Origin of the sequence: Pelagibacterium lacus (assembly GCF_003345525.1) — a bacterium.
GTDB classification, from domain to species: Bacteria; Pseudomonadota; Alphaproteobacteria; order Rhizobiales; family Devosiaceae; genus Pelagibacterium; species Pelagibacterium lacus.
Genome location: NZ_QQNH01000001.1, coordinates 73,982 through 100,170, shown reverse-complemented (window position 1 = coordinate 100,170; position 26,189 = coordinate 73,982). Strand labels below are relative to the sequence as shown.

The window sequence follows — 26,189 nt, the reverse complement described above, 5'->3', positions numbered from 1 at the left end:
CTCATGGCAACGCTTGCACTTTCGCTGGTCGGCCAGGTGGTCGGGGGCGTATTGGGCGGCCCGCTGGGCGCGACGCTGGGGCGGGCGCTGGGCGGACTGGCGGGGAGCGCCGTCGATTCCGCGCTGTTCGGGGAAAAGCCCAGGGCGGCCACGGGCAGCGACATCCGGCTGACCGGCTCGCATGAGGGCCGGCCGATCCCAAGGGTCTATGGCTGGAGCCGGCTGGCGGGCAACATCATCTGGGCCAGCCAGCTCGAACGCCGGACGGCCGAGAGCGCCGGGTCCAAGGGGCTCGGGAACACGGCGCGCGAGGAGATCATCACCGCGAGCTTCGCGGTGGCGCTGTGCGAGGGCGAGGTCGCGCATCTGGGGCGCATCTGGGCCGATGGGCGGCTCTTGGAAACCGACGGGCTCAACATCCGCTTCTACCGCGGCACGCGGCACGAGGCGCCGGACGGGCTGATCGTCGCCAAGCAGGGGCACGCGCCCGCCTATCGCGGCCTGTGCTACATGGTGTTCGAGCAGCTCGACCTCTCCGGCTTCGGCAACCGCATCCCCAATATCTCGGTAGAGGTGTGCCGCCCGGTGGGCGATCTCGAACCGGCCATAAGCGGAGTGTGCGTCGTGCCCGGCGCGACCGAATTCGGCTATGATCCGACGCCGCGCGTGCGGGTGCTGGGCGGCGGGCGCACCGAGGCGGAAAATACCCATATGGAGGGGTCGCGCTCGGATTGGGACCTTTCGATCGGCGAGCTGGCGGCGCTGTGCCCCAATCTGAGGCATGTGGGGCTGGTGGTGGCCTGGTTCGGCACCGATCTGCGCTGCGGCCATTGCGTGGTCGAACCGCGCGTCGAGGCGGCGGGGCGGCAGATCAAGGGCACGAGCTGGGCGGTGGCCGGGCGGGGGCGGGCGGCGGCCGGCCTCGTCAGCCGGGTGGAGGGCGCGCCGGCCTATGGCGGAACGCCCTCGGACGCTTCGGTGCTGGCGGCCATCGCCGATCTCAAGGCGCGCGGCATCGCCGTGACGCTCTACCCTTTCGTGATGATGGATATCGCCGCCGGCAATGCGCTGCCCGATCCCTATACCGGCCATGCGGGGCAGCCGGCCTATCCCTGGCGCGGGCGCATCACCTGCCATCCGGCTCCGGGAAGGACCGGAAGCCCGGACGGCACCCCGGCCGCCGCGACACAGGTGGCGGGCTTTATGGCCAATGGCTATCGCGAGATGATCCTCCATTATGCCGATCTCGCGCGGCGGGCCGGGGGCGTCGACGCGCTGCTGATCGGCTCGGAGATGCGCCACCTCACCTGGGTGCGGTCGGGGCCGGAAACCTTCCCCTTCGTCGACGCGCTGCGCGGGCTGGCGGGGGAGGTGCGGGCCATTGTCGGGGCGGGGACCAAAATCACCTATGCGGCGGACTGGTCGGAATATTCCGGCTTGCAGCCGGAAGGGACGGGGGACAAGATCTTCCATCTCGATCCCCTGTGGGCCGATGGCAATATCGATGCGGTGGCGATCGACGCCTATATGCCGCTGGCCGACTGGCGCGACGGGGCCGGGCATCTGGACGCCGAAACGGCGCGTTCGATCCATGATCTCGAATACCTCAAGGCCAATATCGCCGGCGGCGAGGGGTTCAACTGGTATTATGCCGACGAGGAGGCGCGCCGGGCGCAGGACCGGACCCCGATTGCCGACGGGGCGCATGGGGAGGACTGGATCTGGCGCTATAAGGACCTGGTGAGTTGGTGGAGCCAGGCCCATCACAACCGGATCGGCGGCGTGCGGCAGACGGCGCCCACTCCCTGGGTGCCGCGCTCCAAGCCGATCTGGCTGACCGAACTGGGCTGTGGCGCGGTGGACAAGGGACCGAACGGTCCCAATGCCTTCGGCGACCCCAAAAGCGCCGAACATGCGCGCCCGCCCTTTTCCTCGGGCGCCCCCGACGCGTTGGTGCAGCGCCAGACGCTGCGGGCCTGTCATCAGTACTGGCGGCAGGCGGGGGCGCACAATCCGGTCTCCCCGCACTATGGCGGGAAGATGCTCGATCCGGACCGCATCTATCTGTGGTGCTGGGACGCGCGGCCCTATCCGGCCTTTCCCGGCCTCACAGAAATCTGGTCGGACGGGGCCAATTACCCCACCGGCCATTGGCTGAACGGGCGGCTGGGCGCGGCGGCGCCCGACGAGATCATCGCCGCCATGGCGGCGGATTACGGCGTGCCGGTGGGGCGCATCGACGCCGCGCCGCCGCTGGTGGCCGGATTGGGCGTCGAGGCGGTGACCGATCTGCGCAGCCTCACCGAGCCCCTGGCCGACATGGTCGGGCTCGCGACCCGCGATGGCGGGGCGGGGATGGAATGGATCGTGCCCGATGCCCGCCATGCGCGGGTGATCGCTCCCGACGCTTTGGCGCGGGGCGAGGGGCCTGTGCTGTCGCGCAAGCGCGGCGATCCGGCGGACATGGCCGGGCGGCTGACGCTCAACTATTTCGACCGCGACCTCGATTACCGCACCGCCTCGGTGCTGGTGGTGAGCCCGGACGGACGGCGGCACACAACGAGCGAGATCGGCCTCGCGCTGGCGCCCGAGGATGCGCGGCTGGCCGTGGAGAGCGCCCTGCGGCGGCTGCGGCAGGCCGGGGACACGCTGGAGACTGCATTGCCGCCCTCATTGCTGGCGCTGGAAGCGGGAGATGTGGTGGCGATCGCCGGGATCGCGGGCGGGCCGTTCCGCATCGATGCCCTGCGCGACGGCGCGACGCGGCGGCTTTCGGGCTCGGCGCATGCGGAGGGCGGGGCCGTGGCGCTGCCGGCGCAGGAGCGCCGTTGGAGCGTGCCGCAACCGGCCATCGCGGTGCAGCCGGTGTTCGCCATCGCGCATCTGCCGGGAGAGGCGGGCGGTAGCGAACTGGTCGCCGCCGCCTTCGCCGATCCCTGGCCCGGCCCGATCGGCTTGCGCGATCCCGGCACCGGGAGCCAGATGGCCGAGATCGCGGCACGCGGCACGCTCGGCGTGCTGGCCGCCGATCTGGCGCCGGGGCCGGTGGGTCTGTGGTCGCGGGAGCAAGCCATTGTCGTCGACCTGTTCGGCGGCCATCTCGCCTCCGTGGAGCCGCTTGCCGTGCTGGGCGGGGCCAACCGGCTGGCGGTGGAGACGGACCGGGGCTGGGAGCTGATCGGCTTTGCCGATGCGCACCTGCTCGAACCGCGCCGCTACCGGCTGACCGGGCTGCTGCGCGGGCTTGCCGGCACGGTGCCCGGCTTTGCGGAAGCGGGACGGCCGGTGCTGGTGGCCGAGGCCGCTTCGATCAGGGTGCCGGTGCCGCAGGGCGATCTGGGAGAAACGCGCGCGCTGAGGGCCTATGCGGGGCCGCGCGACGCCGAGGGCATCGATCTCACCGTCACCCTCGACCGCGACCCGGCCCTGCCGCTGGCTCCAGCCCATCCGAGGGCGCGGAAGGACGGCGCCACGGGGGATATCGTCTTTAACTGGGTGCGGCGCGGCCGGGTGGGCGGCAATGAATGGACGTTTGGCGACATCGCGCTTGATGTCAGCCCGGAACGCTATCGGCTGCGCATAATGGACGGCGGCACCGAGCGGCGCAGCGTCGAGGTCGCGACCCCCGGCTGGACCTATAAGCTGGCGGCGCAGACCGAAGATTTCGGCGCGGCGGCGGCCGGCTTCACCTTCACCGTGCAACAGGTGAGCCCGGTGCTCGGCGCCGGGCTCATGGCTTTCGGAGAGTTCCCATGAGCAAGACGGCGCGGCATGGCCTGCCGCTGATCGCGTCCGAGCAGGCGCAGAAACACGTGACCCATAACGAGGCGATGGCGCTGGTCGACATGCTGATCCATGCGCGCCTCGTCGAGACCGGCCGCGATATGCCGCCCGCAAGCCCGGAACCGGGCGACAGCTATGGCATCGGCGATGCGCCCGGCGGCGCCTGGGAGGGGCATGCGGGCGAAATCGCCGGCTGGACCGAGGGCGGCTGGCGGTTTTCCGTACCGACCGAAGGGCTGATCGTCTGGGACGGGAGCGGCCAGCGGATGCTGGTCTTCCGGCAAGGGGCGTGGACCGGGCTGTTCGACGCTATTGGCGGGCTGGGGATCGGGGCGGCGGCCGATGCCATCAACCGGCTGCTGGTGCGCTCGGAGGCGGCGCTGTTCACCGCCGATTCCGCGCAAAGCGGCAATGTGCGCCTCACCGTCAACAAGGAGAGCACCGCCGACAGCGCCACGCTGATGTTCCAGTCCGGCTATTCGGCACGGGCGGAAATGGGATTGGCCGGGAACGACGATTTTGCGTTCAAGGTCAGCGCCGACGGCAGCGGTTTCCGCACGGCGATGACGGTGGCGGCGGCGAGCGGGGCGGTCACCTTTGCAGCGCTGGCCGGCAATGCGGTGAGCTTTCCCGCCGTTGCCGATGGGGTCCTCACCGTCGCCACAGGCCATGTGGTGCCCGTGCCGCAATCGGGCAGCGCCGACGATATCGAGACCATCGCCGGCGGGGCTGATGGGACGCTGCTGGTGGTGAGCGGCACCAATGGGGTGACGCTCACCTTCCGCCACGGCAGCGGCAATCTGCGGCTGGGCACCGACCGCGTGCTGGCGGCGGCCGGGGACACGCTGATGCTGGTGCGGCGGGGCGCCGAATGGCTCGCCCTGTCGCATTCCCAGAACGGCTGATCGAGCAAAAGGAGAGGGATATGGGGGTATCGCGCTGGACGGTTTGCCTGGGCCATGTGCTGGACGCGGAGGGCGGCTATGTCGACCACCCCGCCGATCCGGGCGGGGCGACCAATATGGGCATCACCCACAAGACGCTGGCCCGCTGGCGCAATATCTCGCCCTGGTGGGAGCTTGAGAAATCCGAGGTGCGGGCGCTGGGCCGGAGCGAGGCGGCGGCGATCTACAAGGCGCTCTATTGGGACCGCTGCAAGGCGGGGTCGCTGCCGGCCGGGCTCGACCTGGCGGTATTCGACTATGCGGTCAATTCCGGGCCCGACCGAGCGGTGAGGACCCTGCAGGCGCTGGTCGGAGTCACCCAGGACGGGTTCGTCGGGCCGATCACCCTGGGTGAGATCGCCCGGCGCGACACGCGCGCGCTGGTCGAGGCCCTGTGCGACCAGCGCATGGGGTTCCTGCAAAAGCTCTCCGGCTGGGCCAGTTTCGGGCGCGGCTGGAGCAGCAGGGTGGCCCGCATCCGCGAGGCGGCGCTGGCCGCCATCCCCCTGCAATCGACCACCCAACCCATAAAAGGAGCAGACGACATGAGTTTCCTCGACGGCCGCAAGACCTATTTCGTGGCGGGGCTGATGCTGATCGTGGGCCTCGCCCAGAGTTTTGGCATCGCGATCGACGCCTTCGGCGACTATTCCGGGCCGCAATTGATCATGGAGGCCTTCGCCATCATCTTCCTGCGCAAGGGCATCAAGACCGACCTCGGCCGGGCCTGAACCCATGCGGCCGGGGGCGCCGCTCCCGGCCTCATCCGAAACGTTCATTTGCAGTTCAGTAAAGTGGCGATAAAAGGCTGGTATGAAAACGTCCCTCCTTTCCCGCCTCACATCGCTGGCCCTGGCACTGTGCCTCTTCCTGCCGCTCGGCGTCGCACCCGGGATGGCGCAGGGGCAATGCTGGGACAACGCCGCCATCCAGGCCGCGCTCGATCAGGGCCAGATCCGGCCCGTCGCGGCGGTGCTGGCCCGCGAGGGCGTCAATCCGGCCACCGAAGTGCTCAGCGTCCGGGTCTGCGACCAGGGCTCGGGGCCGGTCTATGTGCTGGCCGTGCTCGGCCCGGGCGGGGAAGCGCGCAATCTGACTCTTAGCGCGCGGTAGGGTACTCTCTGGGCAAAACGTGAGGGCGGGCGATGCGGATACTGGTTGTCGAGGACGACGAGAACCTCAACAGGCAATTGTGCCAGGCGCTGACCGATGCGGGCTATGTGGTCGATTCGGCGTCCGATGGGGAGGAAGGCCATTTCCTGGGCGATACCGAGCCCTATGACGCCGCCATCCTCGATATCGGTTTGCCGCGCATGGACGGGATTTCCGTGCTCGAGGCCTGGCGGCGCGAAAGCCGCATGATGCCGGTGCTGCTGCTCACCGCCCGCGACCGCTGGAGCGACAAGGTGCAGGGGATCGACGCCGGCGCCGACGACTATGTCGCCAAGCCCTTCCACATGGAAGAGGTGCTGGCCCGCATCCGCGCCCTGGTGCGCCGGGCGGCGGGCCATGCCAGCAACGAGATCACCGCCGGCGCGGTGCGGCTCGACACCAAGGCGGGGCGGGTCACCGTCGACGGGCAGGCGATCAAGCTCACCAGCCACGAATTCCGCCTCCTGGCCTATCTGATGATGCACAAGGGCAAGGTGATCTCGCGCACCGAACTGACCGAGCATCTCTACGATCAGGATTTCGACCGCGATTCCAACACCATCGAGGTGTTCGTGGGCCGGCTGCGCAAGAAGCTGCCCGACGATCTGATCCAGACCATCAGGGGTCTGGGGTATCAGATCCTGGCGGACTGATGCAGAAGGGCTCCATCGCCTTTCGCCTGTTCTGGCTTTCGGCCGGATGGCTGATCGTGGCGCTGGTCGCCACGGCTTTCCTTTTGACCGAGCTCTATTCCCAGGCCCTCGACCGCGACCTCACCGAGTCGCTGGAATTCCAGATCTCCTCGCTTGTCGGCCAGACGCTCGAGGCCAATTCCCCCACCACCGAACTGCGCATGGCCGATGCCCGCTTTTCCCGTCCCACCTCGGGCTGGTACTGGCAGATCCGCGGCGAAGACGGCCATTTGCTCAATTTCTCCCCCTCCCTCGTCGGCACGGTGCTGCCCGAACTGGCCGGCGCCTACAGCCCCGCCGGCATCCGCTCGGGGCTGATCGATGACGATTACGGCCAGACCCTGCGCGCCGTGGAGCGGTTGATCACCCTCGGGGACACCGGGCGGGTGGCGATCACCGTCACCGGCAATTATTCCGATGTGGAGGGCCGTGCCGTGGCGTTCCGGGGGCAGGCGATCATCGTCCTCGCCGTGGTCGGGCTGATCCTCGCCGCCATGAGCGCCATGATCGCGCGCTTCGCCCTGCGCCCTGTCGAGCATCTGCGCGAGGCGGTCGAGGCGGTGCGCGAGGGCGAGAGCCCCACGGTCGAGGGCAATTTCCCGCTCGAAATCGTCCCCCTGGCCGATGAGGTCAACGAATTGCTGCGCTCCAACACCCAGATCATCGAGCGGGCCCGGGCCCAGGTGGGCAATCTCGCCCATGGGCTGAAAACCCCGCTGGCCGTGCTGCGCAACGAGGCCGGGGCGGGGGAATCGGCGCTGGCGCAATCGGTGCTGGCCGAAACCGACACCATGAGCCGGATCGTCTCCACCTATCTCGACAAGGCGCGGCTGGCGGCGCGCTCCAGCGTCGTGGGCAAGAGGGCCGATACGCGCGCCGTGCTCGAACGGCTGGGGCGGGTGATGGCCAAGCTCAATCCCCGCCTCGACATCGCCACCGAGATCGCCGATCCGCTCGCCTGGTTCCGGGGCGAGGAGGGGGATCTGGAGGAAATGGTCGGCAATCTGCTCGACAATGCCTGCAAATGGGGCCGGGGCGCCATCCTTCTCTCGGCCTGGGACGGCAGCGAGGGCGGGAACCGCATCATCACCATCGCCGTTGAGGATGATGGACCGGGCCTCTCGGAGGCCGAGGCGGAAATTGTGTTGCGCCGCGGTGTCAGGCTGGATGAAAAAACCCTCGGCAGCGGACTGGGGCTCGACATCGTCAAGGAGCTTGTGGACATCTATGGGGGAACGCTCGCGCTGTCCCGGTCCGAACTGGGCGGCCTGCGGGCCCGATTGAACGTCCCGGCGGCCCGCCGCGCGGGAATTTGAAGACGGGGCCGACCGTATTCCGGCCCGAATGCTTACGACATGAAAACGGGATCGGACGATCCGACGAAAGGGATTGCAAGATGAAGATTTTGAGGGCGATGGTGGTTGTTGGCGTGGCGCTGACCCTGGCCGCCTGCAGCCGGACCGGGACCTATGTGCCCAGCACGCCGACCGCCATGCCGCAGCCCAGCGTGCTGACCAATCCGCTGCCCGACGCGATGACGCAGCCGACCGACACGACGCCGCTGCAGCAGGCGCGCCTCGACCCGGGCAATTACGCCTATCTCGAGGCCACGGCGCGCGGCCAGATGACCCCGGCCCAGCGCAGCGCCGCCAATGACGCCCAGTTCTACGCCCTGCAGTTCGGCCGCCCCGGCGCGCCGCGCAACTGGTCTGCGGGCGGGGCGACCGGCCAGGTCTCGGTCGGCCCCTATGTGCGCGTCAATAATCTCGACTGCCGCGAATTCTCGCACCGCGTGACCATTGGCGGCCAGACCTATACCGCCTCGGGCCAGGCCTGCCGCGAGGTGGACGGCGCTTGGACCGTCTCGGCGTAAAAACGGACCCGAACCGCATGTGACGGGGGCGCCGCAGGGCGCCCCTCTTCGCGTTCGGGCGGGGCACAAATCTTTGTTTACCCCCTCGCGATAGACTGGCGCCGGACGAAAACCCTTGCGATCCCGGACGCCTCATGCCCCTCGCCAACACCCCTCACGGCGCCACGCCCGTTCCGCCCCGCGCCACGGCGGGCCGGGAGCGCCATGGCGATGCGGCGCTGGCGGCGTTCCTCGACATGCTGGCGCATGTGACGGTCGAGGCGCCGATCTTCCATTCCTTCCCCGGCGCCCTGCGCGCCGACCTGCTGGCCCCGATCTGGACCTGGATGGCGCGCGACATCGCCGGTTCGGTGGCGGCGCGGCTGGGCGACGCCATCGCCTCGGGCGCCGAGCCGCCGGCCGCCTTCGGCGCCATGCTGCCCGAAATCCTCGACGCGCTCAAAGCCAATGCGGAGGCCGAGCGGCTCGACGCCGACCGGCAGCGCCGCAACACCATCCAGATGGGCGGCGACGGCGCGCGCGCCATGCTGCCGCGGGTGATCATGGCCATGCGCCGCCGGCCGCTGCTGGAACAGGCGGCCAAGTTCGGCACGGCGGTGGGGACGCTGGCCGACGAAGCGGCCATCGGCACCGCCCTCCAGACCATCTCCATCGCCAATCCGGTGACCCGCGCCCTGTGGATGCAGGTGATGGTGGACCATATCGGCAATCCCAGCCGGATGATGGCGGCGGTTTCGGCCCTCTCCGGCGGGGCGGAGGAAAAGACCGTCCTCGCCGCCGGCTACGGTCCGCTGGTCGATGCCATCCTCAGCCATGCGCAAAGCCAGATTGGCCTCGTGGCCAGCCGGCCGGCCCTGTTCGGGGACATCGACGGCGCCTGCAAGGCCATCGACCGTTTCCACCGGCTGGTGCGGGCCCTCAACTACACCCTCGAAATCGACCGCCGTTCGCCCTGGGGCCGGATCATCGCCGACCTCACCGGCCGCATGTCCGAGCGGCTGGAGCGGCCTCTGCGCGAAGTCAACGCCAATATCACCCAGGCCCTGCGCCGGCCGCGCGACAATGACCGCATCGACCCCGACAAGATCCTCGAAGGCTTCAACGGGCTCTACCTGCTGATGGCGGTGCGCGCCTCCCGCGACTCGCTGGCCGTCAACGCGCTGCTCGACCAGGCCTGGACCGATACCGGCCGGACGCTGGAACTGCTGATCGCCCGGGCGCTCGACGCCTATCGCGCCAATCCCGACGACGGGGTGGCGCGCGAGCGCTTCGACGCCGGGATCAAGATGGCGGAAATCCGTTTCAACGCCGAATATGCCGATATCCTCAAGCGGGCGCGCGAAACCGCCGCCCGGCGCAGCGCCGTCTCATAGCCGTTCGGCGAGGCGCGCCGAGACGGCAACATGGCCGTCGCGGATATAGAGCGTGTCGCCGGCCCCGAACCCTTCGCCGGTCACCAGCGCTTCGATGCCGGCCGGCGTATGGGCGAGCACCACCCCGACCGCCGCCAGCGGCGAACGGGCATCGGTGTTGACGAAGACGAGGCACCCCGGCGTAAAACGCCGCGAGGTCTCCGCCGCCAGCCGCCAGCGCGATTGCTGCGGGCCGAACCGGCCGGCCAGATAGCCCGGCACCGGCTCCGGACGCGGTTCCGCCCGGTCCGGATGCTCCTCGGCCGGCCCCAGCCGCACGGGCAGCACGCAATGGCGGGCGCTGAAGGCTCGGGCCGCCGCCGGCTCCACATGGCCGGCAATGACCAGCCCGGCGACATCGGTAACGGCGAGGGCGCGGGGCGCGCGGATCGGGGCAGGGCCGGCGAAGAGGCGCGCCACGCCCTGGGCCTCGGGCGGCGGCAGGCGCCCGGCGCGGCGGGCGCTGAGCCAGGCGGGGGCGGCGTCCCGGGTCGCCGGGGCCATGCGCGTCGGTGCGCCATCGGGGGTTTCGAACACCGGATCGATCTGCGGATCGGCGACCACGGCGTGGGTCGCCTCGGGCATGGCGGCGGCGATGGCCGCGCCATGGTTGCGGCAGCCGGGAAGGCTGTGATAGCCCGCCGCGCTGCCGGCCACGGCGACGCCTTCGAGGGGACCGTCCGCCATGAGGCATCCCCGCTCGGCCGTCCAGCGCAAGGCGCCGCCCGCCAGGGCCCAGAGATCGAGCGTCGGTTGCCAGCCCCCCGACATCACCAGACGCTCGCAGGTCTCCAATTCGTCCTGCACCTTTCCCGTGCGGCTGTCGGCGAGGACGAGCTGCAAGTTCCGGCGGCGGTCGAGCCGCGCGGCGGCGATGGAGGTGCCCCAGCCCAGCCGATAGCCATAGGCCTTGCAGAATTCGATGAACCGGGTCTGCGGCGCGGGGCGGGGATCGGAGGTGCGGGTGATGGTCCTGCCGCTCGCCGCGCCCAGCAGCGCCATGCGATAGCCGGCATTGGTCGCGGTATGGATATGGGCCGTGCGGCCGGGCCAGAGATTGTAGCGCGCCGCCAGCCGCCATGCGGTCGCCGCGTCGACGACGCCGGGCAGGCGGTTGCCGGCAAACAGCGGCAGACGGTCCTCGACCCCGGTGGCCAGCACCACGCCATCGGCGGCGATCTCGATGATTTCGGGCGCAGGAATACCCCCGGCGCGGGTGACGCGGATGGCGCGGACGCTTGTGCCCGCAAGGGCGAAGGCGTGGGTGCCCAGCAGCAGGGTGACGAGGCCCGACCGGCCGATGGCGCCGGCCAGATCGGCGATCAGCTCCTCGGGGGCCGGTTCGCCCTCGGCGCGGCCGAAGAGCGGCGACAGCCCGCCCAGCACCGCCTCGCGCTCGACGATCACCACCCGCTTGCCCTGACGCGAAGCGGCCTCGGCGGCGGCCAGCCCCGCCACCCCGCCGCCGATGACCAGCATGTCGGTGGTCATGGCGCGGCTGGCCGGGGCATCGAGCCAGCCGCCCGGGGCGGGATCGCCCGCGCCATAGGCAAGGCCGAGCCCGCTTCCCGCGCCGCCGAGAAGCCGGGCGAAGGGGTTGCTCGGGGCACGGCGGGCCGGGGCAGTGACCAGCGAAACGCCGTCCATGGCCGGGCACAGGGCCATGGGCATGGCGAGGTCGGGCCGGGCTTCATTGCCGGCCACCAGCACCGCCGGGGCGCTGGCCGGATCGAGGGCCAGCGGGGAGCCATCGGCCATGCCCGCCGCGCCCCACCCATTGGCAAGGGCCGCCGAGAGGACGCTGTCGCCCTCGAAGGCTAAGAGCGGGCGGCCGTTGAGTCGGAAGCGGATCGGGCGTTGGCGGTCGATGAGCGGGGTGGAGAACTCGGCGGGCAGATCGCCATCGAGCCGATGCGACAGCGTCATCACGCAGCTCCGGCCCATTCGGGCGCGAAATCGGCCACATTGGCGCGCGGCTGGCGCAGTTCGGCCCCATGGGCGGCGGCCCATTCCGCCTCGGCCGGCGTCGCCTTGCCGACGATCAGCCGCGCCACCAGCGGGGCCAGCGCCATGTCGCAGCGGCCCAGCCCGGCCACGACATAGAGGCGGTTCTTGCGCGTCGGCCCGAGCACCGGGGCGCCGTCATGGGGGAGAAGGCGCGTCGAGCGGCCGCGCGCCGCAAGCCGGGTGGCGACCCCTTCGGGGAGGGCGGCGGTGATGCGCGCCAGGCCCCGGCCATCGCTGTCCTGCGCGCTGCCGATCAGCCGGCCGCTCGCATCCTGCGCCAGTTGCGCGCCGCCATCAAGATCGATGATCGAGGGGGTGGCGAGCGGCGCCACCGGCTCGGTGGCGATGTCGAGATGGGCGACCCGCGCCGCGAAGGCCGCCACCTCCGCCTCGGCCAGCCGCGAAACAATGGCCGCGTCATCGGCCAGCACCACGAGGTCGACCGGGGTCGCCCCGAAGCTGGCGCTGCCATCCTTGCGCAGCTTGAGCCCGCTGGCCGCATTGACCATGGCGGCATTGGCGCCCGCCAGCCAGGCCGGCGCGGCGGCGAGGAACGGGGCGGCGTGGAATTGCCACACGTCGCGCACCCGGACCCGTGTCGTGCCGGCGGGCGCGCCGAGCGGCTCGACCACCCGGCCGAATCCGGCCAGCATATGCCGAATATGACTCAGCGCCGCCCCCGACGCCGCCCCATGGGCGGTGAGGGCCAGATCGCCGCGCCCGGCCGCGCCGCGCGCGATACGGTTCGTCTGCCGCGCCGCGCCGGGACCGTATTTGACGAGGAGGGACAAGGTCTCGGGCCGGGTGAGGGGCGCGACCGACAGCGAGGGCAGGGTGGCCTCATGGCCGGGCGGGCACGGATTTGTGACCAGCACGACCGCTCGGGAGTGGTCTGTGGCGAGCAAGCCTGCTAGGAACCATGCGAAAGGCGTCGAGCCGACGACGGCGATTGTTTTGGCTTGCGCTGTCATCATCCGGCGTCGGCATCCTCAAAGAACAGCCGCGCGGACAAAGGCTTGGGTGCGGCAATGCGCGTCGCTGCCATCCCTTTTTCCGAACGGGTTTAGCTTATAGAAACGGTCCTGAAATGCTTTTCAAGGGTTAGCACCGATCTTGCTCTGGATATTGGCGATATTGCTGGCGCTGGCGTGTGTCGGCGTGCTGTTGGCCGGCCTGCGCCGCGCCCCGAAACCGCAGGCGGAAACCGGGGCCGAGCGCGCCTTCTTCCGCAGCCAGCTCGAAGGCATCGACCGCGACGTCGAGGGCGGCCGCATGAGCGCCACCGAGGCGGAGGCGGCCAGGGCCGAGCTGGCCCGTGAGGTCATCCGCCACGAAAAGGAAACCGGTCATGGGCGCGCCGGCGCCAATGGGCGCATCGTGCTGATGGCCGTCTTGCCCGTGCTGGTGGTCGGGAGCCTGGGGCTCTACGCGGTGATCGGGCGCGCCGACCTGCCGGCCCAGCCGCTGTCGACGCGCGAGATCGCGACGCTTCCGGGCCAGATGAGCGTCGACGAGGCGGTGGCGCGGGTCGAGGCGCAAATGGCCGAGACCCCCGGCGATGTGCGCGGCTGGCTGGTGCTGGCCCCGATCTACATGACCCAGGAGCGCTATGGCGAGGCGGCCAATGCCTGGCGCCGCGTGCTCGAGCTCGAACCGCCCACTTCCACCCGCCAGACCAATCTGGCCGAGGCGATGATCATGGCCAATGGCGGCGAATCGACCCCCGAATCCATGGCCCTGCTGCGCGAAGCGGTGGCCGGGGATCCGCTTGGGGTGCGCCAGCGTTTCTATCTCGCCGGCCAGTTGACCGACAGCGGGGAATTTGCCGAGGCGATCCCGATCTGGGAAGAGCTGCTGGCCCTCGCCGAGGGCAGCGAGCCCTGGATCGAGACGGCGGGCAATGGACTGGCGGCGGCCCAGGCGGGGCTGGCCAGCACCGCGCTCGACGCCTCGTCCCCCGACGCCACGCTGGACGTGATGATCCGCGGCATGGTCGACGGGCTGGCGGCGCGGCTGGCCGGTGAAGGAGGCAGCGCCGACGAATGGATGCAGCTGGTGCGCTCGCGCCAGCAGCTTGACGGCGACGCCGCGGCGCGGGAAGACCTGGCGCGCGGCCTCGATGCACTCGAAGGCGACGATCGCCTCGCCCTTGAAGACCTCGCACGCGAACTGGAGCTCTGACCCATGGCCTGGACCCGCAAACAGAAGCGATTGGGCGTTATCGCCGGGCTGGGGGTGATCCTCGTCCTGGCGGCGGGGCTGATCCTCACCGCGCTGCGCGACCAGATCGTGTTTTTCTACTCCCCCAGCGAGATCGCCGAGGGCGAGATCGCGCCCGGCACGCCGATCCGGCTGGGCGGGCTTGTGCTCGAAGGCTCCTGGCAACAGAATGGGCAGGACAATGTGTTCGTCGTCCATGACGGCGCGACCGAAATGACGGCGCATTTCACCGGCATCCTGCCCGACCTGTTCCGCGAGGGGCAGGGGGTGGTCGCCGAGGGCAGCGTGCAGGGCGATGGCAGTTTCCTCGCCACCAATGTGCTGGCCAAGCACGACGAGACCTACATGCCCCGCGAGGTCGCCGACAGCCTGCGCGATCAGGGCGTCTGGCAGGGCGAGGAAGGATAGGCCCAAGTGACCATCGAACTGGGACATTTCGCACTGATCCTCGCCTTCGTCCTGGCGATCGTGCAGACCGGGGTGGGCTTCGCCTTCTGGCGCGGCAGCGGCCTTGCCGAGCGCTTCGTCAACCAGGCGGCGATCCTGCAATTCGCGCTGGTCGGCTTTGCTTTCGCCGCCCTGACCCAGGCCTTCGCCGCCGACGATTTCTCGCTGCGGCTGGCCGTGGAGCACTCCCATTCGCTCCAGCCCATGATCTACAAGCTCACCAGCGTGTGGGGGAACCATGAAGGCTCGATGCTGCTCTTCGTGCTCATCCTCGTCCTGTTCGGGGCGGCGGTGGCGGCCTTCGGGCGCAGCCTGCCGGCCGATCTCAAGACGCTGGTGCTGTCGAGCCAGGGGCTGATGGTCGCCGCCTTTTCCGGCTTTGTCCTCTTCACCTCGAATCCCTTCTGGCGGCTCGACCCGGCGCCCTTCGAGGGCACCGAGCTCAATCCGGTGCTCCAGGACCTGGGCCTCGCCATCCATCCCCCGCTGCTCTATCTCGGCTATGTCGGGTTCTCGATCTGCTTTTCCTTTGCCGTGGCGGCATTGATCTCGGGGCGTATCGATGCGGCCTGGGCGCGCTGGGTGCGGCCCTGGACGCTGGCCAGCTGGGCCTTCCTGACGCTGGGCATCGCCATGGGCTCCTATTGGGCCTATTACGAGCTGGGCTGGGGCGGCTGGTGGTTCTGGGACCCGGTGGAGAATGCCAGCTTCATGCCCTGGCTGTCGGGCACCGCGCTGCTCCATTCGGCCATCGTCATGGAAAAGCGCAACGCCCTGCGGATCTGGACGGTCTTTCTCGCCATCATCACCTTTTCGCTCAGCCTGCTCGGCACCTTCCTCGTGCGCTCGGGCATCCTGACATCGGTGCATTCCTTCGCCTCCGATCCCACCCGCGGCATGGTGATCCTCACCATGCTGGCGCTGTTCATCGGCGGCGCGTTCGCGCTCTTTGCCCTGCGGGCCTCGGCCCTGCGCTCGGGCGGGCTGTTCGCGCCGATCAGCCGCGAAGGGGCGCTGATCCTCAACAATCTGTTCCTCTCGGCGGCGACCGCCGGGGTGCTGGTGGGAACCCTCTATCCGCTGCTGCTCGAAGCGCTGACCGGCGCGCGCATCACCGTGGGGGCGCCGTTCTTCGACGTGACCTTCGGCGCGCTGATGGTGCCGCTGCTGCTGCTGGTGCCCTTCGGCCCGTTCCTCGCCTGGAAGCGCGGCGACCTGGGCGCGGTGACCCAGCGGCTGCTGGCCGCCATCATCATCACGGTGGTGCTCTCGCTGCTGGTCTTCGGCTTTCTCGGCTTCCCGCTGACGCTGGCGCCCATCGGGCTGGCCATCGGCATCTGGGTCATGGCCGGCGCCATCGCCGACCTCGCCGACCGCGCCGCCTTCGGCCGCACGGCGTGGCGGCAGAGCCTGTCGCGCCTGCGCGGCCTGCCGCGCACCGCCTGGTCGACGGCCATCGCCCATTTCGGGCTGGGCGTCACGGTGATCGGCGTCGTCTGCGCCTCGGCCTTCCAGACCGAGATCGTCACCTCCATGCGGCCGGGCGAGACCGCGCAGATCGCCGGCTATTCCATCAGCTATCAGGGCGAGGAGGAGGTCAGCGGACCCAATTATGTGGCCGAGCGCGGCACGTTCTGGATCGACGCGCCGTTCTTCTGGCGCGACCGTGCGGTGACCTCGGAGCGCCGCATCTATCCGGCCAGCGGCACCCCCACCACCGAGGCCGGCATCCGCACCTATGGCTTCAGCCAGATGTATGTGCAGTTCGGCGAGCGCTTCGGCGAAGGCGGGCGCGTGGTGCGCCTGTGGCACAAGCCCTTCGTGCTGCTGATCTGGCTGGGGGCGGTGATCATGGCCGGGGGTGGCTTCTTCTCCCTCACCGACCGCCGCATGCGCATCGGCGCGCCGGCCCCGGCGCGGCGCAAGGCAAAGCCCGTGGGAGCTGGCCAATGAGGCGCGGGCTGATCGGCCTCTTCGCCGCGCTGGCCCTGCTGCTGCCCATGGCGGCGATCGCCGTGCAGCCCGACGAGGTGCTGGACAATCCGGTGCTCGAACAGCGCGCCCGCGCCATTTCGGGCAATCTGCGCTGCCTCGTCTGCCAGAACCAGTCGATCGACGATTCCGACGCCGAGCTGGCTCGCGATTTGCGGCTGCTGGTCCGCGAGCGGCTGGTTTCCGGCGATACCGACACGGAAGTCTATAATTTCGTCGTCGCCCGCTATGGCGAATTCGTGCTGCTGCGCCCGGTGTTTGCCGGCCACACTATCCTGCTCTGGGTGGCGACGCCCATCCTCCTGGGCATCGGGCTGGTTATCGTGCTGGTCGCCGGGCTGCACAAGCGCAAGGAGCCCGAGGCCGCCGCGATGACCGCTGCCGAGCGCAAGGCCCTGGACGGTTTGCGCAAGGATTAGTTGCGAAGCGCGAAAAGGTCTGAAATGAGGAAGGTCACGGAGCCTGCCCTTGTTTGACCTTTCGATTTTCGCCCCCGATGGAATCGCCGCCTGGACGGTGGCCGCCCTGCTGCTGCTCAGCTTCGCCGCTTCGGCGCTGACCGCCATGTTTTCACTGGGCGGCGGACTGGCCATGCTGGCCGGGCTGGGCCTGGTCTTTCCTCCGGCGGTGGTGATCCCCTTTCACGGCTGCATCCAGCTCGGCTCCAATTTCGGACGCGCCATCATCCAGCGTCCCCATATCCAGTGGCATCTGGTGGTGTGGTTGGGGCTGGGCTCGGCGGCCGGGGCGCTGGCCGGGGGGAGCGTCGCGGTGTCCCTGCCCGAAGCCCTGTTCAGCGCGGTGATCGGGCTGTTCATCCTCTATAGCGCCTGGGTGCCGCAGCCGCGTGTGACCGGGCATGGCCCGCTGGCCAATTTCGTCGCCGGGGCGGTGATCGGGGCGCTGTCGATGTTCATCGGCGCGGCGGGCCCGCTGATCGCCAATTTCCTGCGCAAGCTCGACGACCGCCGCAAGCTGATCGCCACCCAGGCCACCGTCCTCGTCCTCTCCAACAGCGCCAAGGTGGCCGCCTTCACCCTGTTCGGCTTCGCCTTCGGGCGCTATGTGCCGCTGATCCTCGCCATGGTGGCGACCGGCTTCGCCGGAACGCTGGTGGGGAGCCATATGCTCGACCGCATCCCGGAGGAAAAATTCCGCATCGGCTTCCGGCTGGCCCTCACCGTGATGGCGCTGGAAATGCTGCGCGCCGCCATATTCGGCTAAGCCAGCCCGCCACAGTTCGGCCAGCAGCCTTACGAAGTTTTAATATGGACGCAACCGTGCGGAAAGCTGCAACTTACTAGATAACGAACAACACCAGCCCCATACTGCGTGTGAGAGAGAGGACAGCTTCCCATGCAAAACATCATTTCCACACCCAGGCGCAAGTGGATCGCCGCTTCCGCCATGGCGATGATCGTCGCCGCCGGAACCCTCGGCGTCGGCTTCGTCAGCACCCCGCCCGCCATCGCCCAGCAGGTCGGCACCGATGTCACGGCGCCCATGGCCGGCTTCGCCGATCTGGTCGAGGCCGTTTCCCCCGCCGTGGTTTCCGTGCAGGTGAGCAGCGAAGTGCCCATGCAGCAGGTGCGGCGCGGCCCCAACTTCCAGTTCGAATTCCCCGACCTGCCCGAAGACCACCCGCTGCGCCGCTTCTTCGAGCAGTTCGAGGAGCCCTTCAACGCCCCCAGCCCCGAGCGTCCCAACCGTCCGCGCCAGTTCATGCAGGCGGTCGGCTCGGGCTTCATCATTTCCGCCGACGGCTATATCGTGACCAACAACCACGTGGTGGAGAACGCCACCGAGGTGACGGTACTGCTCGATGACGATACCGAACTGGCCGTCGACGTGGTCGGCACCGATCCGCGCACCGATCTGGCCCTGCTCAAGGTGCAGGAAGACCGCGACGACCTTCCCTTCGTCGAATTCGCCACCGACGAGGCCCGCGTGGGCGACTGGGTGGTGGCCGTGGGCAATCCCTTCGGGCTCGGCGGCACGGTGACGGCGGGCATCGTCTCGGCCCGTGGCCGCGATATCAACGCCTCGGCCTATGACGATTTCCTCCAGATCGACGCCGCGGTCAACCGCGGCAATTCCGGCGGTCCGTCCTTCAACACCAATGGCCAGGTGGTCGGCGTCAACACGGCGATCTTCTCGCCCTCGGGCGGCAATGTGGGCATCGCCTTCGCCATTCCCGCCTCGGTGGCCCAGACGGTGATCGCCCAGCTCCAGTCCGAGGGCGTGGTGACCCGCGGCTTCCTCGGCGTGTCGCTGCAGGACCTCAACCAGGATCTGGCCGACGCGCTGGGCCTTGCCAACACCAATGGCGCGCTGGTCACCCAGCCCCTCGAAGGCGCCCCGGCCGCCGATGCGGGGATCGAATCGGGCGACGTGATCGTCTCGGTGGACGGGGAGGGCGTGCAGACGGCCCGCGATCTGTCGCGCGTCATCTCCCAGCGCATGCCCGGCACCGAGGTCGAGCTCGGCATCATCCGTGACGGCCAGGAACTCGATATCTCGGTGACGCTAGACCGGCTCGAGGAAGACGACGCCCAGCCCGCCACCCCGCCGGCCGATGTGGAACAGCCCGAGCCCGAGGCGCTGGCCTCCGATATCGGGGTGTCGGTGATCGACAATCCCGATGGCGACGGGCTGGTGGTCGAATCCATCGACCCCAACAGCTCGGCGGCCGAGCGCGGGATCATGCGCGGTGACGTGATCGAGCAGGCCAATGGCGGCGCGGTATCCTCGCCCGAGGACCTCGCCGCGGCCATCGACGCGGCGCAGGCGGAAGGCAAGTCGGCCATCTCGCTGCGCATCAGCCGCGACGGCGTGGTCCGCTTCGTCGGCGTTCCGCTCGAAGCGCAGGAATAAGCGGCTGCGGGCCGGCGTCCTTAGATGCCGGCCCGGCCCATCTCGGGGGCGCGTGACGTGAAAATCCTCATCATCGAAGACGATCGCGAGGCGGCGTCCTATCTCATCCAGGCGCTGGACGAATGCGGCCATGTGGCCCATCACGCCAGCGATGGCGAAACCGGCTATGCCATGGCCTCGGGCATGGAGTACGACGTGCTGATCGTCGATCGCATGCTGCCCCGCCGCGACGGGCTGTCGATCATCGAATCCCTGCGCGCCGAGGGTAACAACACGCCGGCCCTCATCCTCTCCGCCCTCGGCGAGGTCGATGACCGGGTGACCGGGCTGCGCGCCGGCGGCGATGATTATCTCGTCAAGCCCTACGCCTTTTCCGAGCTTCTGGCCCGCATCGAGGTGATGGCGCGGCGCAACGCGCCCAGCGAGGCGGCGACCTCGTACCAGGTCGGCGACCTCGTGCTCGACCGCCTGTCGCGCAAGGTCGAGCGGGGCGGGGAACAGGTGCTGCTTCAGCCGCGCGAATTCCGGCTGCTCGAATATTTGATGAAGAATGCCGGGCGCGTGGTCACCCGCACCATGCTGCTCGAAAACGTCTGGGACTATCACTTCGACCCACAGACCAATGTGATCGACGTGCACATGTCGCGGCTGCGCGGCAAGGTCGACAAGGGCCATGAGCGCCAATTGCTGCAGACGGTGCGCGGCGCGGGCTATGTGATCCGTGACTGACGCCGCCCCGCGCCGCTTTTCCCTCCGCAATCTGTGGCGCACCACCACCGTGCGCCTCACGGCGATCTTCATCGCCATCTTCGTGGGTTTCGCCGTGCTGCTGCTGGGGCTGATCGCCTATCAGACCTCGGTGCAGATCCAGCGCGAGCAATACCGCGCCGTGGAGCGCGAAGTGGCGCAGATCCGGCTGTTATCCAGCCAGTCCAGCGTGCGCGCCGTGGCCTTCGCCGTGCAGCGCCTCGCCGATCGCCCGGGGCCGGGGATCTACTATCTCGGCGACCCCACGGGCACCATGATCGCCGGCAATGTCAGCGACTTCCCCACGGCGGTGATTTCGGAAGCCGGGCGCTTCGAGCTCGAATACCAGCGCGGGCGGGAAATCTATGGCGGGCCGGAGGAGGACGTGCCCACCCATGGGGTGGCCATCGTCGAATCGCTGGAGCTGAGCAACGGGCTGCGCCTCGTCATCGGCCGCGACGTGGGCGAGCGGCGCGGCTTCAACGCCATCATCCTGCGCACCTTCTTTGCCGGCGCGCTGGGCATCATCGTGCTCTCGCTGATAGCCGGGGGGCTGACGGCGCGCTATGTGCTGCGGCGCATCGACGGCATCACCGAAACGTCGAGCAAGATCATGTCGGGCAATCTCTCCGAGCGGGTGCCGGTCACCGGCCGCGATGACGAATTCGACGCGGTGGCCACCAGCCTCAACGCCATGCTGGGGCGCATCGAAAAGCTGATGGTGGGCCTCAAGGAGGTGACCGACAACGTCGCCCACGACCTCAAGACCCCGCTGACGCGGCTGCGCAACAAGGCCGAAGCCGCCCTGCGCGACACCGATCCCGATCGCCAGAGGCTGGCGCTGGAAACCACCATCGCCGAATCCGACCAGCTCATCCGCACCTTCAACGCCCTGCTGCTGATCGCGCGGGCGGAGGCGGGCACTTCGACCGGGGCGTTCTCGCGCATCGACCTGAGCGAAATCGTCGCCGATGTCGCCGAACTCTACCAGCCCGTCGCCGAGGATGCGGGGCTGGGGCTGGAGACGGCGGTAGAACCGGGGCTCACGCTGGACGCCAATCGCGAACTCATCGGGCAAGCCCTTGTGAACCTTGTCGAAAATGCCATAAAATACGGCCAGTCGGCAGAGGGGGATGGTTCCATCACCATCGCCGCCCGCAGGGAGCCAGGGAGGATCGTCGTTGAAGTCGCAGACCGGGGCCCCGGCATTTCCGAGGCGGACCGCACACGGGTGTTCGAGCGCTTCGCGCGGCTCGAAACCAGCCGCACCGAGCCCGGCGCCGGCCTCGGCCTCGCCCTCGTCGCGGCGGTCGTCCACCTGCATGGGGGAACCATCCGCTTCGAGGACAGCGCTCCCGGCGCCAGGGCGGTCATCACCTTTCCCGCCGGCTGAGGCACCCCGGCCATGACGGCGCTGGGCCAGCGCCTCGCGCCCCTTCCGGGACCGCAGGACGACGAGATTGCCACGGATATCCTCACCGGGCTGGGCGAGGAGGCCCGCGCGGCGATCACCGCGGCGCTGCCCACTCTGGCGCCGGCCTTTGCCGCGGCGCCCTATCTGCACGACCTCGCCCGCCGCCACGCGAGCTGGCTGGCCGGGGCGCTGGCTGGCGACCCCACCGAGGTCTTCGCCACCATCCTCGCCGACATGCGGATCGGCGGCGATGACGACGAGGCGGCGCTGATGAAGCGCTTGCGCATCGGCAAGGGGCGGGGGGCGCTATTGTCGGCGCTGGCCGAGATCGGCGGGGTGTGGAGCGCCGAGGACACCACCTCGCGCATGTCCGACATGGCCGACGCCGCGCTTTCCGCCGGGCTCGACTTCCTCATGGCGGAGGCGGCGCGCCAGGGCCGGCTGCTGCTGCCGGCGGACGCGGCCAGAGGCGCCAATTCCGGCCTCGCCATCTTCGCGCTGGGCAAGCATGGCGGGCAGGAACTGAATTATTCCTCCGACATCGATATCGTCGCCTTCTACGATCCGCACCTGCCGGTGCTGCCCGACGATGGCGAGCACAACAAATTCTATGTCCGCCTGCTGCGCCGTCTGGTGGCCATCATGCAGGACCGCACCGCCGACGGCTATGTGTTCCGCACCGATGTGCGCCTGCGCCCCGATCCCGGCTCGACGCCCATCGCCCTCTCCGTCGATGCGGCGCTGGGCTATTACGAATCGCGCGGGCAGAACTGGGAGCGCGCCGCGTGGATCAAGGCGCGGCCCTGCGCTGGGGACCTTGGCGTGGGCCATGGCTTCCTCAAGGAGCTCGCCCCCTTCATCTGGCGCAAGCATCTCGACTTCGCGATGATCGCCGATATCCAGGCGATGAAGCGCCAGATCAATATCCATCGCAAGGTGGGCGCCGAGCGGGTGCTGGGGCACAATGTCAAGCTCGGGCGCGGCGGCATCCGCGAGATCGAGTTCTTCGTCCAGACCCAGCAATTGATCGCCGGCGGCCGCGACCCCGATTTGCGGGTGCGCCCCACGGTGAAGGCGCTGGCCGCGCTGGTCGCGGGCCGCTGGATCGGCGCCGACACGGCCCGCGAGCTGGAGGAAACCTACTGGTTCCTGCGCGCCGTCGAGAACCGGCTGCAGATGCAGCGCGACGAGCAGACCCATGTGATGCCGGAAACCGAGGCGGGGGTGGGCGAGATCGCGTTGCTCATGGGCTATGCCGAGCGCGCCGCCTTCGAGGCCGATTACCGCGCCGCGCTGGCGCGGGTCTCGGAGTATTACGCCGAATTGTTCTCCGAAGGGGGGAGCCTTTCGGGCGATCTGGGCAATCTGGTCTTCACCGGCAGCGACGACGATCCCGACACGCTCGAAACCCTTGCCGAACTGGGGTTCTCCGACCCCGCCGCTGTATCGGCGACCATCCGCAAATGGCATTATGGCGGCTATGCCGCCACCCGCACTGCCAAGGCGCGCGAGCACCTGACCGAACTGATCCCGCTGCTGCTCAAGACCCTGGCCGAAAGCGGCAATGCCGACACGGCCTTCATGCGCTTCAACGATTTCCTCACCCGCCTGCCGGCCGGGGTGCAGATGTTCGCCCTGCTGCGCAATCACGAGCAATTGCGCCAATTGCTGCTCGATTTCATGTCATCCGCGCCCCGGCTGGCCGAAGCGGTGATCCATCGCGCCCATGTGGTGGACGGGCTGATCGACCCCGCCTTTGCCGGCGATATCGCCACCTCCGAGGCGCTGGTCGCCAGCGTCGACGCCTTTCTCGCCGATGCGCGCTCCTATGAGGATTTGATCGACCGGGCCCGCATCATCGGCCAGGAGCAGAAATTCCTCATCGCCGCCGGGCTGGTGGGCGGGGCGCTGAGCGCCGAGCAGGCAGGGCGCCAGTTCACCGCCCTGGCCGAAACGCTGCTGGCGCGGCTGTTCGCTGCGGCGCGGGAGTCCTTTGCCGCCCGCCATGGGACGGTGCCGGGCGCGCGACTCGGCCTGCTCGGCTTCGGCAAGATCGCCAGCCGGGAAATGACCCTCACCTCGGACCTCGACTTCATCCTGCTCTATGAGGTGCCCGAGGACAGCCCGGGTTCGGACGGGACGCGGCCGCTGGACGTGCCGACCTATTTCACCCGCCTCACCCAGCGGCTGGTGGCGGCGATCTCGGCCCCCACGGCCGAAGGGGTGCTCTATGAGGCCGATATGCGGCTGCGGCCCTCGGGCAATGCCGGCCCGCTGGCCACCAGCCTCAAACGCTTCCGCTCCTATCAGCGCCAGGAGGCCTGGACCTGGGAGCATCTGGCCTTGACCCGCGCGCGGCTGGTGATCGGCGATGCGGGGCTGGACGCGACCGTCAAGGCCGAGATCGCGGAGATCCTGGCGCTGCCCCGCGACCGGGGCAAGATCGTCGATGACGTGGTGGAGATGCGCGCCCTGATGGCCCGGGAGCGCCCGCCGCGCCATCCCTTCGACCTCAAGCTCCATGATGGCGGGCTGGTCGACCTCGAATTCATCGCCCAGACGGCGCAATTGCTCGAAGGCGACAGGCTGGCGGTGCCGCAGGCCCAGCCGGCCGGGGTGCTGATGCGGCTGGCCGAAACCGGATTGCTGCCGGAGGGCGAGCGCCTGGCGGAAATCCACGCCACCTATAGCGCCATCCTACAATTGATGAGCGCCTGCCTTATCGATCCGCTGCGGGACGAAGGCTGGACGCCCGCCTTCCGCGACCTCGTCGCCCGGCGCACCAATTATCCCGACTTCGCCCGGCTGGAAGCCGATGTGCTCGCCATGCGGGAGGATGTCGGGCGGGCGGCGACGGCGTTCTACGAGAAGATGAGGGGTTAGGCAGCGCGGGCGGAGGACAGGTGCGGCCGGGTATGGCCGGCCTGCGTGTCGGCCAGCGGCAGCGACACGGCGACGGTGGTGCCGATGCCGGGCAGGGAATCGATGGCCAGCCGCCCGCCGCTCTGCTCGGCGATGACCCGCGCCGTGGCGATGCCCAGCCCGATGCCGTGATGGCCACGGGTGAAGGCCGCGTCCGAGAGGACGAAGGGCTGGGAGAGCTTTTCCATCAGTTCGGCGCTCATGCCCATGCCGGTATCGGTCACCTCCAGCACCACGCCCCCATCGGCCACCCAGGCGGCCAGCCGCACCATGCCGTCGCGCTCGGTGAAGCGGATGGCGTTGTCGAGCAGATTGGCCATCATGCGTTCGAGATAGTGCCGGTCGGCCAGCAGTTCGCCGTCGCCGATCGGGCCGAGTTGCAGGGCCACCCCGGCATTGCGGGCCCGGGTGGCGAAGCGCGCCTGGCAGCCTTCGATGAGATCGGCGAGGGGGACGCGCTCGCTGCGCAGCGATTTGCGCCCGGCCTCCAGCTCGGCATAGTCGAGGATTTCGGCAAAGGATTCGAGCAATTGCTCGCCGGCCCGCCTGATGTCTTCGAGATAGCCGCGATATTTGGGATCGCCCAGCGGCCCGAAGGTTTCGAGCCTGATCATGTCGGTAAAGCCGATGATGTGGTTGAGCGGGGTGCGGATTTCGTGGGACAGATGGGCGAGGAAGCTTGATTTGGCCCGGCTCGACGCCTCGGCCTTGAGCTTTTCCTCGTGATAGCGGCGGGCCAGTTGCTTCTGCTCCTCGCGGATGCGGCCCAGAAGGCGGTCGGCGGCCTTGCGCTCGGTGATGTCGGTGACGATGGTAATAAAGCCCCCCGAAGGGCAGGGGCGCTCGTCGAGCATCAGGGTGCGGCCGTCCTCGCCGGTCACTTCGAGCATGCGCTGCCGGCTGGCGTCGAGCACCGGACGGGCCGTGATGGCGCCCCTTATGGTGCGCGTGACCTCGGAATAGGGCGTTCCGGGCATGACCGCCGTTTCGAGGCGCAAGAGGCGGGAAAAGGCGGCGTTGGCGCAGACCAGGACCCCGCTTTCCTGCCAATGGGCCAGACCATAGGGCACCGCCTCGATGGGCGTGGAGGGCATGGCGGCGCGCCCGCCGCCCCGGCGATGCGCCCACCACACGCCAAGGGCGACGAGGGCGAGGATGCCGGCAATGGCGGCGAGGCGGTGCAGCAGCAGCGCCCAGACCGGCTCGGCGGCGAGGAACACCGCCACCTCGACGTCGCCGGCGTCGAGCGCCACGCTGGCGTCGATGTAGTCGTTGCCCCGCAGGGTCTCGGCGGAGGCCGAGGCAAAGAGCACCGCGCCGCCCGCGTCCGACACCACCATGTGCAACCCGTCGGCGAGGGCGGGGGGAATGGCGATAGGCGCCCCCGAAACGCCGCGGGGGGCGGTTTCGGCCAGTTGCGCGGCGGCGAGGGTGGCGATGAGCTGCGCCCGCTCCTCGGTCTCGGCGACCGATCGCGCCATGTCATAGGCAACGAGGCAGGTGGAAAGAAGGATGGCGGCGGCGGCGATCTGGACGGCGGGGCGGGTGAGGGCATTGGCGAAACCGCCGGGTTTTGCCGCTCCCCCGAATCCTGTCCCGCCGACGCCGGATGCCTCCGCCGATCCCATGCCCAACCACAGCCCGATCCAGGCTGCCCCTCTGCGTGTGAAGATTTTCAAGACATTGAATCGATTGGCGGACTCTTGTCCA

The 26,189-nt window shown here is 69.2% G+C and carries 20 protein-coding genes; 17 read left to right on the top strand and 3 right to left on the bottom strand.

Features of this window, described 5'->3' with window-relative positions; all coding sequences use genetic code 11:
* Positions 1–3 precede the first annotated feature (3 nt).
* The 8 genes from DVH29_RS00475 (at position 4) to DVH29_RS00440 (ending at position 9,817) form a co-directional block, all read left to right on the top strand.
* A complete protein-coding gene (locus DVH29_RS00475; protein WP_114644185.1) occupies positions 4–3,756 on the top strand; it encodes a baseplate multidomain protein megatron in 3,753 nt (1,250 codons plus the stop codon).
* Positions 3,753–4,688: a DUF2793 domain-containing protein gene (locus DVH29_RS00470; protein ID WP_114644184.1), complete on the top strand. Its 936-nt coding sequence runs from the start codon at positions 3,753–3,755 to the stop codon at positions 4,686–4,688. The genes DVH29_RS00475 and DVH29_RS00470 overlap by 4 nt, the downstream gene beginning before the upstream one ends.
* Before the next feature lie 20 nt (positions 4,689–4,708).
* Complete coding sequence (locus DVH29_RS00465) at positions 4,709–5,458, top strand: glycoside hydrolase family 108 protein (RefSeq protein WP_158541505.1); 750 nt, start codon at positions 4,709–4,711, stop codon at positions 5,456–5,458.
* An 82-nt stretch (positions 5,459–5,540) separates the two neighbouring features.
* Entirely contained in the window at positions 5,541–5,840 is a 300-nt protein-coding gene (locus tag DVH29_RS00460; protein WP_114644182.1) for a hypothetical protein, read from the top strand.
* Between the two features lie 32 nt (positions 5,841–5,872).
* Positions 5,873–6,532: a response regulator transcription factor gene (locus DVH29_RS00455; protein ID WP_114644181.1), complete on the top strand. Its 660-nt coding sequence runs from the start codon at positions 5,873–5,875 to the stop codon at positions 6,530–6,532.
* A complete protein-coding gene (locus DVH29_RS00450; protein WP_114644180.1) occupies positions 6,532–7,887 on the top strand; it encodes a sensor histidine kinase in 1,356 nt (451 codons plus the stop codon). Before DVH29_RS00455 ends, DVH29_RS00450 begins: the two co-directional genes overlap by 1 nt.
* Before the next feature lie 80 nt (positions 7,888–7,967).
* Positions 7,968–8,444, top strand: a complete 477-nt coding sequence (locus tag DVH29_RS00445) for a hypothetical protein (RefSeq protein WP_114644179.1) — start codon at positions 7,968–7,970, stop codon at positions 8,442–8,444.
* Between the two features lie 134 nt (positions 8,445–8,578).
* Complete coding sequence (locus DVH29_RS00440; RefSeq protein ID WP_114644178.1) at positions 8,579–9,817, top strand: hypothetical protein; 1,239 nt, start codon at positions 8,579–8,581, stop codon at positions 9,815–9,817.
* Here DVH29_RS00440 and DVH29_RS00435 read toward each other — a convergent pair.
* The gene (locus tag DVH29_RS00435; protein ID WP_158541504.1) at positions 9,812–11,782 is read right to left on the bottom strand and encodes an FAD-dependent oxidoreductase; all 1,971 of its coding nucleotides are present in this window, start codon (positions 11,780–11,782) and stop codon (positions 9,812–9,814) included. The genes DVH29_RS00440 and DVH29_RS00435 overlap by 6 nt on opposite strands.
* Positions 11,782–12,738 (bottom strand): hypothetical protein, encoded by a 957-nt coding sequence (locus DVH29_RS00430; protein WP_114644176.1) that lies wholly within the window; start codon positions 12,736–12,738, stop codon positions 11,782–11,784. The genes DVH29_RS00435 and DVH29_RS00430 overlap by 1 nt, the downstream gene beginning before the upstream one ends.
* A 238-nt stretch (positions 12,739–12,976) precedes the next feature.
* Between DVH29_RS00430 and ccmI the strand changes: the two genes are divergently transcribed.
* From ccmI to DVH29_RS00385, 9 genes are all read left to right on the top strand, one after another.
* On the top strand, positions 12,977–14,044 hold the full coding sequence (gene ccmI, locus DVH29_RS00425; RefSeq protein WP_245944833.1) for a c-type cytochrome biogenesis protein CcmI: 1,068 nt from the start codon (positions 12,977–12,979) through the stop codon (positions 14,042–14,044).
* Positions 14,045–14,047: 3 nt separating this feature from the next.
* Positions 14,048–14,491: a cytochrome c maturation protein CcmE gene (gene ccmE / locus DVH29_RS00420; protein ID WP_114644175.1), complete on the top strand. Its 444-nt coding sequence runs from the start codon at positions 14,048–14,050 to the stop codon at positions 14,489–14,491.
* Positions 14,492–14,497: 6 nt separating this feature from the next.
* Entirely contained in the window at positions 14,498–16,483 is a 1,986-nt protein-coding gene (locus DVH29_RS00415) for a heme lyase CcmF/NrfE family subunit (RefSeq protein WP_114644174.1), read from the top strand.
* Positions 16,480–16,941, top strand: coding sequence for a cytochrome c-type biogenesis protein (locus DVH29_RS00410; RefSeq protein WP_114644173.1), 462 nt, complete (start codon positions 16,480–16,482; stop codon positions 16,939–16,941). The genes DVH29_RS00415 and DVH29_RS00410 overlap by 4 nt, the downstream gene beginning before the upstream one ends.
* 49 nt (positions 16,942–16,990) lie before the next feature.
* On the top strand, positions 16,991–17,746 hold the full coding sequence (locus DVH29_RS00405; protein WP_114644172.1) for a sulfite exporter TauE/SafE family protein: 756 nt from the start codon (positions 16,991–16,993) through the stop codon (positions 17,744–17,746).
* A gap of 132 nt (positions 17,747–17,878) precedes the next feature.
* Positions 17,879–19,396: a Do family serine endopeptidase gene (locus tag DVH29_RS00400; protein WP_114644171.1), complete on the top strand. Its 1,518-nt coding sequence runs from the start codon at positions 17,879–17,881 to the stop codon at positions 19,394–19,396.
* A 24-nt stretch (positions 19,397–19,420) separates the two neighbouring features.
* Complete coding sequence (locus DVH29_RS00395; RefSeq protein WP_114644170.1) at positions 19,421–20,125, top strand: response regulator transcription factor; 705 nt, start codon at positions 19,421–19,423, stop codon at positions 20,123–20,125.
* Entirely contained in the window at positions 20,118–21,536 is a 1,419-nt protein-coding gene (locus DVH29_RS00390) for a sensor histidine kinase (RefSeq protein WP_114644169.1), read from the top strand. Before DVH29_RS00395 ends, DVH29_RS00390 begins: the two co-directional genes overlap by 8 nt.
* A 12-nt stretch (positions 21,537–21,548) precedes the next feature.
* Positions 21,549–24,440, top strand: a complete 2,892-nt coding sequence (locus DVH29_RS00385; protein ID WP_114644168.1) for a bifunctional [glutamine synthetase] adenylyltransferase/[glutamine synthetase]-adenylyl-L-tyrosine phosphorylase — start codon at positions 21,549–21,551, stop codon at positions 24,438–24,440.
* On the opposite strand, the gene DVH29_RS00380 is transcribed toward DVH29_RS00385, so the two are convergent.
* The gene (locus DVH29_RS00380; RefSeq protein WP_147275961.1) at positions 24,437–26,158 is read right to left on the bottom strand and encodes a sensor histidine kinase; all 1,722 of its coding nucleotides are present in this window, start codon (positions 26,156–26,158) and stop codon (positions 24,437–24,439) included. The two genes, DVH29_RS00385 and DVH29_RS00380, sit on opposite strands and share 4 nt — an antisense overlap.
* Positions 26,159–26,189 lie beyond the last annotated feature (31 nt).